The 13,163-nt window shown below is 58.2% G+C and carries 13 protein-coding genes; 10 read left to right on the top strand and 3 right to left on the bottom strand.

The window, feature by feature from the left end; genetic code table 11:
- The first annotated feature begins 1 nt into the window (after window position 1).
- The 6 genes from nuoL to AC2FLP_RS01295 are packed head-to-tail and all read left to right on the top strand — an operon-like array spanning window position 2 to window position 8,416.
- Window positions 2–2,155 carry an NADH-quinone oxidoreductase subunit L gene (gene nuoL, locus AC2FLP_RS01270; RefSeq protein ID WP_299894561.1) on the top strand — a complete coding sequence of 718 codons (2,154 nt, stop codon included), beginning with the start codon at window positions 2–4 and terminating at the stop codon, window positions 2,153–2,155.
- Window positions 2,155–3,699 carry an NADH-quinone oxidoreductase subunit M gene (locus AC2FLP_RS01275; RefSeq protein ID WP_496681271.1) on the top strand — a complete coding sequence of 515 codons (1,545 nt, stop codon included), beginning with the start codon at window positions 2,155–2,157 and terminating at the stop codon, window positions 3,697–3,699. Before nuoL ends, AC2FLP_RS01275 begins: the two co-directional genes overlap by 1 nt.
- 15 nt (window positions 3,700–3,714) lie before the next feature.
- Window positions 3,715–5,157 (top strand): NADH-quinone oxidoreductase subunit NuoN, encoded by a 1,443-nt coding sequence (gene nuoN / locus AC2FLP_RS01280; RefSeq protein ID WP_117868412.1) that lies wholly within the window; start codon window positions 3,715–3,717, stop codon window positions 5,155–5,157.
- Between the two features lie 54 nt (window positions 5,158–5,211).
- Window positions 5,212–5,961, top strand: coding sequence for a biotin--[acetyl-CoA-carboxylase] ligase (locus tag AC2FLP_RS01285; RefSeq protein WP_496681268.1), 750 nt, complete (start codon window positions 5,212–5,214; stop codon window positions 5,959–5,961).
- A gap of 11 nt (window positions 5,962–5,972) precedes the next feature.
- Complete coding sequence (locus tag AC2FLP_RS01290; protein WP_117868414.1) at window positions 5,973–6,752, top strand: type III pantothenate kinase; 780 nt, start codon at window positions 5,973–5,975, stop codon at window positions 6,750–6,752.
- Entirely contained in the window at window positions 6,749–8,416 is a 1,668-nt protein-coding gene (locus AC2FLP_RS01295; protein WP_496681266.1) for a ribonuclease J, read from the top strand. Before AC2FLP_RS01290 ends, AC2FLP_RS01295 begins: the two co-directional genes overlap by 4 nt.
- Before the next feature lie 10 nt (window positions 8,417–8,426).
- On the opposite strand, the gene AC2FLP_RS01300 is transcribed toward AC2FLP_RS01295, so the two are convergent.
- Together AC2FLP_RS01300 and AC2FLP_RS01305 are read right to left on the bottom strand one after the other, a co-directional pair.
- Window positions 8,427–9,128 (bottom strand): NUDIX hydrolase, encoded by a 702-nt coding sequence (locus AC2FLP_RS01300; RefSeq protein WP_117872634.1) that lies wholly within the window; start codon window positions 9,126–9,128, stop codon window positions 8,427–8,429.
- A 25-nt stretch (window positions 9,129–9,153) separates the two neighbouring features.
- Window positions 9,154–9,552, bottom strand: a complete 399-nt coding sequence (locus AC2FLP_RS01305) for a DUF983 domain-containing protein (RefSeq protein WP_299894547.1) — start codon at window positions 9,550–9,552, stop codon at window positions 9,154–9,156.
- Between the two features lie 220 nt (window positions 9,553–9,772).
- Between AC2FLP_RS01305 and AC2FLP_RS01310 the strand changes: the two genes are divergently transcribed.
- The 4 genes from AC2FLP_RS01310 to AC2FLP_RS01325 are packed head-to-tail and all read left to right on the top strand — an operon-like array spanning window position 9,773 to window position 11,680.
- Window positions 9,773–10,243: an EF-hand domain-containing protein gene (locus AC2FLP_RS01310; RefSeq protein ID WP_299644330.1), complete on the top strand. Its 471-nt coding sequence runs from the start codon at window positions 9,773–9,775 to the stop codon at window positions 10,241–10,243.
- A gap of 6 nt (window positions 10,244–10,249) precedes the next feature.
- Window positions 10,250–10,867: an RNA polymerase sigma factor gene (locus tag AC2FLP_RS01315; RefSeq protein ID WP_117868418.1), complete on the top strand. Its 618-nt coding sequence runs from the start codon at window positions 10,250–10,252 to the stop codon at window positions 10,865–10,867.
- Window positions 10,857–11,210 (top strand): hypothetical protein, encoded by a 354-nt coding sequence (locus AC2FLP_RS01320; RefSeq protein ID WP_496681262.1) that lies wholly within the window; start codon window positions 10,857–10,859, stop codon window positions 11,208–11,210. The genes AC2FLP_RS01315 and AC2FLP_RS01320 overlap by 11 nt, the downstream gene beginning before the upstream one ends.
- Complete coding sequence (locus AC2FLP_RS01325; RefSeq protein ID WP_117868419.1) at window positions 11,207–11,680, top strand: periplasmic heavy metal sensor; 474 nt, start codon at window positions 11,207–11,209, stop codon at window positions 11,678–11,680. Before AC2FLP_RS01320 ends, AC2FLP_RS01325 begins: the two co-directional genes overlap by 4 nt.
- Before the next feature lie 5 nt (window positions 11,681–11,685).
- Here the strand turns inward: AC2FLP_RS01325 and AC2FLP_RS01330 are convergent, their stop codons facing one another.
- On the bottom strand, window positions 11,686–13,086 hold the full coding sequence (locus AC2FLP_RS01330; protein ID WP_496681259.1) for a diguanylate cyclase: 1,401 nt from the start codon (window positions 13,084–13,086) through the stop codon (window positions 11,686–11,688).
- Between the last annotated feature and the right edge of the window lie 77 nt (window positions 13,087–13,163).

Here is a 13,163-nt window from a genome sequence, read left to right on the forward strand (position 1 = left end):
TATGGAAACCACCATCCTCTTTGCCCCGCTGGTGGGCGCGCTGCTCTGCGGGTTCGGCTGGAAGTTCATTGGCGAGAAAGCTGCCATGTGGACGGCAACGGGCCTGCTGTTTCTGGCCTGTTTGCTGTCGTGGATCGTGTTCTTGACCTTCGACGGGGTAACCCAGCAGATCGAGATCATGCGCTGGATCGAAAGCGGCTCGCTGTCGACAAGCTGGGCCATTCGTCTGGACCGGCTGACCGCGATCATGCTGATCGTGGTGACGACCGTCTCGGCGCTGGTGCACCTCTATTCCTTTGGCTACATGGATCACGACCCGCAGTGGCGTGAGGGCGAAAGCTATAAGCCGCGCTTTTTTGCTTATCTGTCCTTCTTTACCTTTGCGATGCTGATGCTGGTGACAGCGGACAACCTTGTTCAGATGTTCTTTGGCTGGGAAGGCGTGGGCGTCGCGTCCTACTTGTTGATCGGCTTCTATTACCGCAAACCGTCGGCCAATGCGGCGGCGATGAAAGCGTTCATCGTGAACCGAGTGGGTGACTTTGGCTTCGCTCTGGGCATTTTTGCGCTGTTCTTCTTGACCGACAGCATCAATTTCTCGGATATCTTTGCGTCAGCCCCCGCGCTAGCAGAGGAAAAACTGCACTTCCTGTGGGGCGAATGGACCGCCATCGAAGTGATCTGCGTCCTGCTGTTCATCGGTGCTATGGGTAAGTCGGCGCAGCTGATCCTGCACACCTGGTTACCGGATGCGATGGAAGGCCCGACGCCTGTGTCGGCCCTGATCCACGCCGCCACCATGGTAACTGCTGGCGTGTTCCTCGTCTGCCGCATGTCGCCGCTGATGGAGTTCGCACCGGGCGCGACCGGGTTCATCACCTTCCTTGGGGCCTCGACAGCGTTCTTTGCGGCAACCGTGGGTCTGGTTCAGACCGATATCAAACGCGTCATCGCCTATTCGACCTGTTCTCAGCTGGGGTACATGTTCGTTGCCGCCGGTGTCGGCATGTATTCAGCCGCGATGTTCCACCTGCTGACCCATGCTTTCTTCAAAGCGCTGTTGTTCCTCGGCGCGGGGTCGGTGATCCACGCCATGCATCACGAGCAGGAAATGACCGAGTATGGCGGGTTGCGGAAGAAAATCCCGTACACGTTCTGGGCGATGATGATCGGTACGTTGGCCATCACGGGTGTCGGCATTCCGCTTACCACGATCGGTTTTGCCGGGTTCCTGTCGAAAGACGCGATTATCGAAAGCGCGTATGCTGGCGGCACTGGCTATGCCTTCTGGATGCTGGTGATCGCGGCGATGTTCACCTCGTTCTACAGCTGGCGTCTGATCTTCCTGACCTTCTACGGCAAACCGCGTGGGGACAAGCACACCCACGACCACGCACATGAAAGCCCGATGACCATGCTGGTGCCTTTGGGCGTGTTGTCACTGGGTGCGGTGTTTGCCGGGATGATCTGGTACGGCAATTTCTTCGGCCATGCGGACAAGGTCGGCAAATTCTACGGTATTCCGGTGGCAGAAGCGTCAGAACATGCTGAGGCCGGTGATCATGCTGCGGCGGATGCTTCACACGATGAAGACAGCCATGCCGATGAAAGCCACGCAGACGACGGCCATACCGACAATGCAGAACATGGCGAGAAAGACGCGCATGGCAGTGACCACCACTATGTGTTCGCGGGCAAACCGGGTGAGGGTGCGCTTTATATGGCGCCGGACAACCATGTTCTGGACGAAGCGCACGCAGCTCCGAATTGGGTCAAGGTATCACCGTTTGTCGCCATGTTGCTGGGCTTTGTCGTGGCCTACTGGTTCTACATCGTGAACACATCGCTGCCGGCGCGTCTGGCTGCAAATCAACATCCGCTTTACCTGTTCCTGCTGAACAAGTGGTATTTCGACGAAATCTATGACGCTGTCTTCGTCAAACCCACTTTGGCGCTTGGCCGCTTCCTGTGGAAACGCGGTGACGGCAACACAATCGATGGCTTCCTGAACGGAGTAGCTATGGGCGTTGTTCCCTTCTTCACCCGCCTCGCCGGCAAGGCGCAGACCGGGTACATCTTTACCTATGCCTTCTGGATGGTGTTGGGCATAGCGGCCCTTGTGACCTGGATGACGATCGGCGGAGGGGCCCAGTAATGGACTATATCCTTTCGATCGTCACGTTTATCCCCGCCATTGCAGCAGGCATTCTGGCCTTGTTCCTGCAGGGTGACGATGCGGCCGCACAGCGGAACGCCAAGTGGATTGCTTTGCTGGCGACCACGGTGACCTTCCTGGTTTCCATCGGCATCTATACCGGCTTTGACTCGTCGAATCCCGGCTTCCAGATGGTGGAAGAGGGTGAGTGGCTGATGGGCCTCCAGTACAAGTTGGGCGTTGATGGCATCAGTGTTCTGTTCGTCCTGCTGACCACCTTCATCATGCCGCTGACCATTCTGGCCAGCTGGAACGTGACGGATCGCGTCAAGGAATATATGGTTGCCTTCCTGCTGCTGGAGACCCTGATGCTGGGCGTCTTCATGGCGCTTGATCTGGTGCTGTTCTATCTGTTCTTCGAAGCGGGCCTGATCCCGATGTTCCTGATCATCGGTATCTGGGGTGGCAAAGACCGGATCTACGCCAGCTTCAAGTTCTTCCTTTACACCTTCCTTGGCTCGGTTCTGATGCTGGTGGCCATGGTCGCGATGTATGCCGATGCGGGCACTACGGACATTGCCGCGCTGATGACGCACCAGTTCTCGTCCGAGGGCTTCAGTGTGCTGGGTATCTATGTTGTCGGCGGCATGCAGACCCTGATGTTCCTGGCATTCTTTGCCTCGTTCGCGGTGAAAATGCCGATGTGGCCGGTGCACACCTGGCTACCGGATGCCCACGTTCAGGCGCCCACGGCGGGATCGGTCGTACTGGCCGCGATCCTTTTGAAAATGGGCGGCTATGGTTTCCTGCGGTTCAGCCTGCCGATGTTCCCGGTGGGTTCAGCAGTGATGACCGATCTGGTGCTGTGGATGTCAGCGATTGCCGTGGTCTATACCTCGCTTGTGGCGTTGGTGCAGGAGGATATGAAAAAGCTGATCGCGTATTCCTCGGTCGCGCATATGGGCTTTGTGACCATGGGTATTTTCGCGGCGAACCAGCAGGGCATCGATGGCGCGATCTTTCAGATGCTCAGTCACGGGTTCATTTCGGCCGCGCTCTTCCTGTGTGTCGGCGTGATCTATGACCGGATGCACACCCGCGACATCGAGGCTTATGGCGGTCTGGTCATCCGGATGCCCGCATACGCGCTGGTCTTCATGCTGTTCACCATGGCCAATGTGGGACTGCCGGGTACATCCGGGTTCATCGGCGAGTTCCTGACCCTGATGGGCGCATTCCAGGTCAACACCTGGGTAGCGGCAGTGGCCGCGACCGGTGTGATCTTCTCGGCTGGGTATGCACTGTGGCTGTACCGTCGCGTGGTCTTTGGCGATCTGATCAAGGAAAGCCTGAAGGCGATGACTGACATGAGCGCCCGAGAGCGGCTGATCTTCGCCCCGCTGATCGTGATGACCATCCTGCTGGGTGTCTACCCGTCGCTGGTGACCGATGTGATCGGGCACTCCACAGCGGCGCTGATTTCGAACTATGACACGGCTCTGGCCGCGGCCGAGGCTGCGACCCAGACAGCCGCTTCGCATTAAGGGAGCTTTGGAGAAATGATCCAGGCTGATCTGACAATTATCCTGCCGGAAATCGTTCTGGCGCTTTATGCGATGGCGGCGCTGCTGGGGGCTGTCTACACGACAAAGGACGGGTTGGCGCCTCTGCTTGTCTGGACCACGGCAGGTCTTATGGCCCTTCTGGCAATCTGGATTGCGACTCAGGGTGAGGGTACAAACGTCGCCTTCAACGGCATGTTCGTCGATGACGGCTTTGCCCGTTTTGCCAAGGTGGCCATCCTGCTGTCGGCGGGAGCCGTTCTGGTCATGAGCCAGGAATACATGGCACGCCGTGATCTGCTGCGATTTGAATACCCGTTGCTGGTGGCACTGGCCGCCGTGGGTATGATGATGATGGTCAGCGCAGGCGATCTGATGTCCTTGTATATGGGCCTCGAGCTGCAATCGCTGTCTCTCTATGTCGTGGCGGCACTGCGTCGTGACAGTGCGAAATCGACCGAGGCAGGTCTGAAGTATTTCGTGCTGGGGGCGCTGAGCTCGGGTCTGCTGCTCTATGGTGCGTCGCTGGTCTATGGCTTCACCGGTACTACGTTGTTCTCGGGCATCATCCAGACAGTTCACCATGGCGATGTTTCGCTTGGTCTGCTGTTTGGCCTGATCTTCCTGATCTCGGGTCTGGCCTTCAAGGTCTCGGCCGTTCCGTTTCATATGTGGACACCGGACGTTTATGAAGGTTCGCCTACGCCGATCACGGCCTTCTTTGCCACGGCGCCCAAGGTTGCGGCGATGGCGTTGTTCGCGCGCCTGTTGCATGACGCGTTCGGCGGCATTGTCAAAGACTGGCAGCAAGTGATTGTCCTGCTATCTGTCCTGTCGATGTTGCTGGGTGCCGTGGCAGCTATTGGACAGCGCGATATCAAGCGTCTGATGGCGTTTTCGTCCATCGCCCATATGGGCTATGCGCTGATTGGTCTGGCCGCCGGTACCGAGCTGGGTATCAAGGCGATGCTGATGTATCTTGCCATCTACGTGACCATGAATATCGGCACCTTCGCCTTCATTCTGATGATGGAACGTGACGGCAAACCCATCACCGATATCGACGCGCTGCGCCAGTATTCAAAACGTGATCCGGGCAAGGCACTGGCTGTTCTGATCCTGATGTTCAGCCTCGCAGGTGTGCCTCCGATGCTTGGTTTCTTCGCGAAGTTCGGTGTCTGGCAGGCCGGTGTCAGTGCTGGTTTAACCGGGCTTGTGATCGTCTCAGCCATCGCTTCGGTTATCGGTGCCTTCTATTACCTGCGGATCGTGTTCTACATGTATTTCGGGGCCGAGAACGAAGAGCCAATCGAAACCCGGTCGACCCCTGTTCTGTGGGTGGCATTGATGGGGTCTGCAGCCCTGATGCTGATCGGTATCTTCTATCAGTTCGGCGTCGAGGGCGCGGCAGCAGCCGCGGCGGCCACGCTTGTCAACTGAACGTTTTGCACAACCGGAAAGAGGGGCTCGGTCGCGCGACCGAGCCTTTTTGATATGACCAAGTGGCCCCAAGGTTATGGCCTGCACGAAGTGCAGGAAGTCGACAGTACGCTGAATGAAGCGGCGCGGATTGCTCCGAATGCCCGTGGCCCCGTCTGGATCATGGCGCATCATCAGACGGCAGCGCGTGGGCGGCGCGGACGAAACTGGGCCAACCCGATGGGCAATCTGGCAGCGACCTTGCTGATGCGCCCTCAGGGCGCGCCGGATCAGGCGGCCTTGCGCAGTTTCGTGGCTGCGCTAGCCCTGTTTGACGCTTGCGTGGCTGTTACAGGGCGGGCAGCAGGTCTGTCTCTGAAATGGCCCAATGATGTCTTGCTCAATGGTGGCAAGCTCGCCGGTATTCTGCTGGAAAGCACGGGGCAGGGGCGTGGTGTAGCGCATTTGTCCATCGGCATCGGCGTGAATCTGGCAACTGCCCCCGACCCCGACGCTGTGGAACCCGGCGCGCTCCGCCCCGTTTCACTGTTGTCGGAAACCGGTGCGCATGTCTCGCCCGAGGACTTTTTGACTGAACTGGCCGCGGCCTACGCCAACTACGAAACCCAATTCGTTACCTACGGGTTCGAGCCGATCCGCACTGCCTGGCTGTCCCGGGCGGCCCGTTTGGGCGAGGTTATCACCGCTCGTACCGGAACGTCAGAAACGGTTGGGACCTTCGAAACGGTGGACGCAAGCGGTAACCTTGTCTTAAACACCGCCAAGGGCCGCGTGAGCATTCCTGCGGCGGATGTCTTTTTCTGAGAGGGGCGCAGATGCTTCTGGCCATCGATTGCGGCAATACCAATACCGTTTTCTCGATCTGGGACGGTGAGGAATTCCTGTGCACCCTGCGCACCTCGACCCACCACGCGCGCACTGCAGACGCGTATTTCACCTGGTACTCGACGCTGGTGAAGCATTACGGGATCGAAGCGGACATCACCGACGTGATCATCGCCTCGACCGTGCCGCGTGTGGTGTTCAACCTGCGCATCTTCGCCGATCGTTTTTTTGGCTGCCGACCATTGGTCGTGGGTAAACCCGATTGCCTGTTGCCTGTTCCGCCTCGTGTGGATGAAGGGACAGTGCCCGGTCCGGATCGACTGGCCAATGCTGTTGGCGCTTTTGATCGTCATGGCGGCAATGTAGTTGTCGTGGATTTCGGTACTGCAACGAATTTCGACGTCGTCGCTGCCGATGGTGCCTATGTGGGTGGTATAATCGCCCCAGGTGTAAACCTGAGCCTTGAGGCCTTGCACCAGGGCGCGGCAGCACTGCCGCATATCGATATCACCCGACCGGACAAGGTGATCGGAACGAATACGGTTGGTTGTATCCAGTCGGGCGTGTATTGGGGATATTCTGGTCTGATCGAGGGGCTGATCGCCCGGATCAAGGATGAGTACGGAATGCCGATGAAAGTCGTTGGAACCGGAGGGCTGGCCCCCTTGTTCGATCAGGCCGACGTGGGGTTCGACGCAATCGAAGATGATCTGACGATGCACGGGCTGACCGTGATCCATCGCTACAACAAGGATAATGGCTCCATATGAGCAGTGAAAGATTGATCTACCTGCCGCTGGGTGGCGCAGGCGAAATTGGCATGAACGCCTATGTTTATGGCTATGGTGAACCGGAGAAGGAGCGCCTGATCCTTGTGGATCTGGGGGTGACTTTTCCTGATATGGATACAACGCCGGGCGTTGACCTTATCTATGCCGATATCTCATGGCTGAAAGAGCGTGCCGACCGGTTGGACGGTGTTTTCATCACGCACGCCCATGAAGACCATGTCGGCGCCGTGGCCCATTGTTATGAAGCCTTGGGTGCACCGGTCTATGCGCGGGCCTTCACGGCCAATATTGCGCGACGCAAGATGGAAGAAAACGCGCACCCGACCGAGGCGGTGACGACCGCTTCCGCCTGGCCTGAACAGGTTTCCGTCGGGCCGTTCACGGTTGGCTTCCTTCCGGTTTCGCACTCGATTCCCGAAAGTGCCGCACTGGTCATCGATACACCCGCGGGGCGTGTTGTGCATTCGGGCGACTTCAAGCTCGATGCGGCCCCAGTCGTGGGCGAGGCTTTTGATCCTGACCTGTGGGCCGAGGTCGCCAAGCCCGGCGTCAAGGCGCTGGTCTGTGACAGTACGAATGTGTTTTCTACCCATCCGGGACGTTCAGAATCCGAAGTTGGCCCCGAGATCGTCAAGCTGGTCGAAGGCGCGGAAGGCATGGTCGTGGCAACCACCTTTGCCTCAAACGTCGCGCGGGTCAAAACGCTGGCCGAAGCGGGTGCACAGGCCGGGCGTTCAGTCGTTCTGTTGGGTCGCGCAATGCGCCGGATGATCGAAGCCGCGACCGAAACGGGTATTCTTGCGGATTTCCCAAAGGTGATCAGCGCCGAGGAAGCTCTGGATCTTCCGCGTCAGAACCTGATGCTGATCGTGACCGGCAGCCAGGGGGAACGACGGGCCGCAAGCGCCCAACTGGCCCGTGGCAAGTACCGTGGTCTGGAACTGGCCGAGGGCGATTTGTTCCTGTTTTCCTCGAAGACCATTCCCGGGAACGAGCGGGGCGTGATCTTCATCATGAACCAGCTCAGCGAGAAGGGCGTGGATGTCGTCGACGACAGTTCAGGCCTCTATCATGTCTCAGGCCATGCCAACCGGCCAGATCTTGAGAAAGTGCACGCACTGACCGACCCGCAAATTGTTATCCCGATGCATGGTGAGCACCGCCATTTGCGCGAGCACGTCAAGCTGGCAGAGCAGGGCGGTAGAACCGGAGTGCTGGCAGTGAATGGCACCATGCTGGACCTCAGCGGCAATGAACCGGTGGTCGTCGACTATGTCGAAACCGGTCGTACCTATCTGGACGGTACAGTGAAAATCGGTGCCCTTGATGGTGTGGTGCGGGATCGCATCCGTATGGCTCTAAACGGCCATGTTACGGTGACGGTTGTTCTGGACGAAGAAGACGAACCGTTGGGTGAGCCATGGTGCGATACCATGGGCCTGCCCGAAACCGGAACCTCGCGCGCTGCTTTGATCGAAGTGTTGGAAGAGGACTTGAACCAGTTCCTGATGCGGGCTGCTGCCAAGACCCTGCGCGACGACGACAAGCTGGAAGACGAAATGCGCCGCATCGTGCGGCAGACAGCCAAAGCCGAGATTGGCAAAAAGCCCGAAGTGACGGTGGTGATCAGCCGGATGCGGTGAAACCGATCCGTCAGTCGTGGGTTGGCATCGGATAGCCCCTGAGACGCAGGAACAGGTTGGCTTCTTCGTTGTTTTTGTAGAATGGAACCGACGATGGCGGCTCGGGGGACGTAACCCGGGCCGCGATTTCCGCCAGAACGACCTCGGTGATAAACGGCAGATCCAGATCCCGTGCCCGATCCAGTGGCACCCATTGCAGGTGCGACAGTTCATCCGAGGCGTGACTGAAATCATCCACATCACCTTGCAGAGCTTCGGCGTCGACCAGAAAGAACCGCGCATCGAACCGGCGGGGACGACCCGGTGGAGTTACCGCGCGAAAGACGAACTGAAGTGCCGCCGCAGTTGGCAGGTAACCCAATGCGGCAAAGCTCTGCCAATCGGCAGTAACATGCCCGGGCCAGGCACCCGGCTGGCCGAGAACAAGGCCAGTTTCTTCCCAAAGCTCGCGTATGGCGGCAGCGGCGAGGGCGTGTTGAACCTGTGGCTTAGCCTGTTCGCCCAAACGTTCAAAACACAAATCCGGCAAGTCCGTTGCCAAGGGAACATCCGCGTCAGCCGGATCAACCGCGCCACCGGGAAATACGAACTTATTCGGCATGAAGGCCGCCTTGGACCCACGCTGACCCATAAGGATCGTTGGGTTTTCCCATCTGTCCCGCAGTACGATAACAGTCGCTGCGTCCCGGATGGCGGATTTGTCAGGTGTCATGTCCAAACTGATCAACTGGTTCGGTTCACGCGGATTTTTCAAAGCCATGCATGCGACGCGCCCACTGATACGCCACCACGGCACCTTTCAGGCGCGGCAACAGGAACAGGGACAGGGCAACGCAAGCGATGGAGAAGCCAATGGCCATTGTCCACGGATCGGGCCGCCAATGAACATAGGACACGTGCAGAGCCGGCGCCAGCAAATGGCCCACCAGCAGGATTGTCAGGTAGGCAGGCCCGTCATCAGCGCGATGATGAAACAGTTCCTGCCCGCAGTTCGAGCAGGAATCATTGACCTTGAGATAGCTGTGCAGCAGCTTTCCTTCCCCACAGTTGGGGCATTTGCAGCGAAACCCTTTGATCAGGGCGGGCCATGTTTCACGCTCATCTTCGGTGGTCGTCTCGATCGTCTGATCCGTCATAATATAACTCGCGCATTAATCTTTGCCGGATAATGGGCCTGATCGTGCGGATTTAAAAGGGGGGTGCGTCGCTTTGCAACGCCTGCCTGGCACGTCGGCTCAGGGTGATTCCGGACCTTTCAAAAAAACATACCGGGTTCAGCGACGGAAATCCCGGCACAGTCCGTTTGAATGGGTATGAGCGGCGGCACTCGGGCCGCGTCAACAAAAGGAAACGGAAATGAAAAACGTTACATTCATCTCGGCCATTGTTATGTCAGCGGTTGCGATTACCGGTACTTCTGTTCTGGCCGCTGGCCCGGGTGGCCGTGAGCCGGTGTCCTTTCAGGAACTGGACGCCAATGGCGATGGCCAGGTGACGCAACAGGAGATGGAGGCGCATCGCGCTGCGCGTTTCACAGAGGCAGACACCAATGGTGATGGACAGCTGAGCCAGGAAGAAATGCAGGCCGCTGCCCAAAAGAAAGCAAGCGATCGGGTTGCCAGGATGTTTGAAAACAACGACGCGAACAAAGATGGCTTCCTGAGTCAGGATGAGTTGCCGAAACCGCGCCGGGCTGACAAGATGTTTGATCGGATGGATGCGGACAACAGTGGCGGAATCTCGGAACAGGAATTTGCCGATGCCAAAGACCGGATGGGACGGCACCAAAAGAAAAAGCATCACAAGTCGAACGCAAGCGATAACTGATGCAGGATGGAGGACCTGACCTCCCACCAACAAGACGCTCGCGGTGCGGATTGCGCCGCGAGCACACTCAGCGACGATGCGTTGCTGAGGCAATTTGCCGACGGCGAGGCGGGGGCTGCGCGGATCCTGACCGATCGTTTGGGGCCACGCTGTTACTCGGTTGCATTGCGCATGTTGGGTAATCGGGCCGAGGCGGAAGACGTGACGCAGGATGCGATGATGCGATTATGGCAGATGGCGCCGGATTGGGTGTCGGGTCAGGCCAAGGTTTCGACCTGGCTGTATCGGGTGACGTTGAACCTGTGTGTGGACATAAGGCGCAAGAAGACACCCGACAGGTTGTCGGACGTTCCCGAACCTGAAGACGGCAAAGCCAGCGTGGTTGAACGTATGCAGGATGAGGCGCGCAAGGATGCCTTGCAGTCGGCTTTGGCCGAGTTGCCCGAACGGCAGCGACAAGCGGTCGTGCTGCGCCATATTGAAGAGCTGCCCAACCCCGAAATTGCCGGGATCATGGGCATTTCGGTAGAAGCAGTTGAAAGCCTGACCGCAAGAGGCAAGCGAAGCCTGACCGCGATTTTGGCCGGACGACGAGAAGAACTGGGGTATGAAAATGGCGGATGAAGACCTGCAACTGGATCATTTGTTTGCACAGGCACAGCGGCAGCGACCGGCACTTCCGGACGATCTTGCTGTGCGAATCCAGACAGATGCTGAAACTGTTCGCCTCAGTCGCCTTGCGCCTGCGCCGCGCCCGAAACCTTCGATATGGAACAGGTTGATAAGCAATGTAGGAGGATGGCAGGGCCTTGGCGGGCTTGTCGCCGCAAGTGCTGCGGGTGTCTGGATCGGGTTTTCCGCGCCAACCTTTCTGCCTGATCCGGCCAATCTGCTGACGTCGGAAGAGACACCCTTCCTGGTGGCGGACCTTGGATTTGACTCGAGTTTTCTGGAGAGCACGGAATGAATGCTGATCCCAAGCCCAAACGCAGGTGGATGCCTGTCTTCCTGGTCGTGTCACTGGCGCTGAACCTGCTGATTGCGGGTGTCGCTGTTGGAACAGTGCTGCGCCTCAAGGGTGGGGACCATGCCAAAGCGCCGCCTGGCTTTGGTCCGGCTTTGTACCGCGCCCTACCCAAGGACGATCGAAAGGCGATGCGAGCCGAATTGTCGGGCTTGTACAAAACAGGGTCCAAGGGTCGCACTCAGGATTTTGAAGTGCTGAGTCAGGCGTTGCGCGCAAAGCCCTTTGACCCGGTCGCAGTCCAGGTTCTGTTGAAACAGCAAGCGCAGGCCACCGCCAATTTGCAACAAGCCCTGCAAGCGCAATGGCTGGCGCGCGTGACGGCCATGAGTGACGATGAACGGCAGGCCTATGCGGACCGATTGCAGGAGGTTGTCCGACGGGGGCCGCACGGGCACAAGAAAAGAGATTGAACAGATCAGGCGGCGCTTTGCCTGATACTCACCTGATTACGTCCTGCTTTCTTCGCGGCATAAAGTGCTTTGTCTGCGGACTTTATCAGGTTTTCCACGTTCTCGGCTGCACAGTCTTGCCGGGTGAAACCGGGCTGAGACAACTTCAACCCGATACTGACCGTTACTTCAACTTGTGCCCCCTGATCGGGCAACAGGAACGGGGCCTGGCAGATGCTGTCACAAATGGTTTCGGCCAGGTTCAACGCCTGTTTGAGCGACACATCCGGCGCACCGATCATGAACTCTTCACCCCCGATGCGAGCGACAAAGCCGCGGGACCCCAAGGCATTTTGCATACGTTCCGCCGCTTGCGTCAAAACGTAATCGCCGCTTGCATGGCCATGTCCATCATTGATTGCCTTGAAGTGATCCAGATCGGCCAGCATGATCGCAAAGCTGCGCCCCGTTCTGGCGGATTGGCGCGCGATCTGATCCAGTGCTCGCATGGCGTAGCGGCGATTGTGCAACCCGGTCAACGGGTCGATCCAGGATTCCGCGATGCCTCTTTTGAGAGAGACCCGCATTTGATCCAGCCGCGCTTTGCGGGCAATCTGGTTTTCCAGCCGCAGCAGAATCTCCTGCGCGCAGAACCCGCCGAGACAGACGGCATAGGCCCCTCGGTCCAGAGCTTCCGAAGCCTGTCCGGCGTCTTCGTCTTTCAGCACCCCGATCAACACTGTATGCCGAGTAACAGCACGTGATCTCAGGTCGGCAAGGATATTCAGGTCGGACGGGTTCGACCCCAGCTCAACCACGATCGCATCAGGAACAGACCCGGACAATACACCCCGCAGGTTTGACTGAAGATGCCAGTTCAAATCAAATTGACGTTGATCATCCAGGGCCTTTTGCCAAAGCGCGCCGGTTCGGGCCGTATGGGTCAGAATATCAACCCGCGCCGCTTTGGACGGTCTGATGATCGTTGGGGCTGGTTCTGCGAAGCCAATTGGTTGCGATCCGTTGCTGGCCTGCAGGTCCTGGGTGACTGCACGCGCACGCAATAGGCTGCGAATGCGCGCCAACAGCAAGGTGTCTTTGAACGGGTGTGTCAACACATCGTCCAGCCCATCCTTCAGTGCCCGCAAACGGGCGTCCCGGTCATTTTGCGCGGCAAGCGCCACGACCGGGACGTCATCAAGGCCGGGCTCCTTCACAATCGCCCTCTTCACATCCGCAGCCGTTCCGTCCGGCAACGTCTGGGCCGTCAGAACCAGATCAGGTTGCGTACGGCGCACGAGTGCGGGCAACCCTTCAAGCTTTTCACCCTGCACTACGTGATACCAGGCCGCTGTCAGCTGTACCTTCAGCATAATGCGATTGGTTGATACCCCGTCGAGGACAAGGATGGTTCCCTGCACAGACATAGTTGTTCACCGTTGATTGCATGCGTGAACAAAGTGTTTATGAGTCTGGTTAACAAACCCTTTCCAAGACCGAATCT

The organism is Ruegeria sp. CDSA141 (assembly GCF_059612005.1).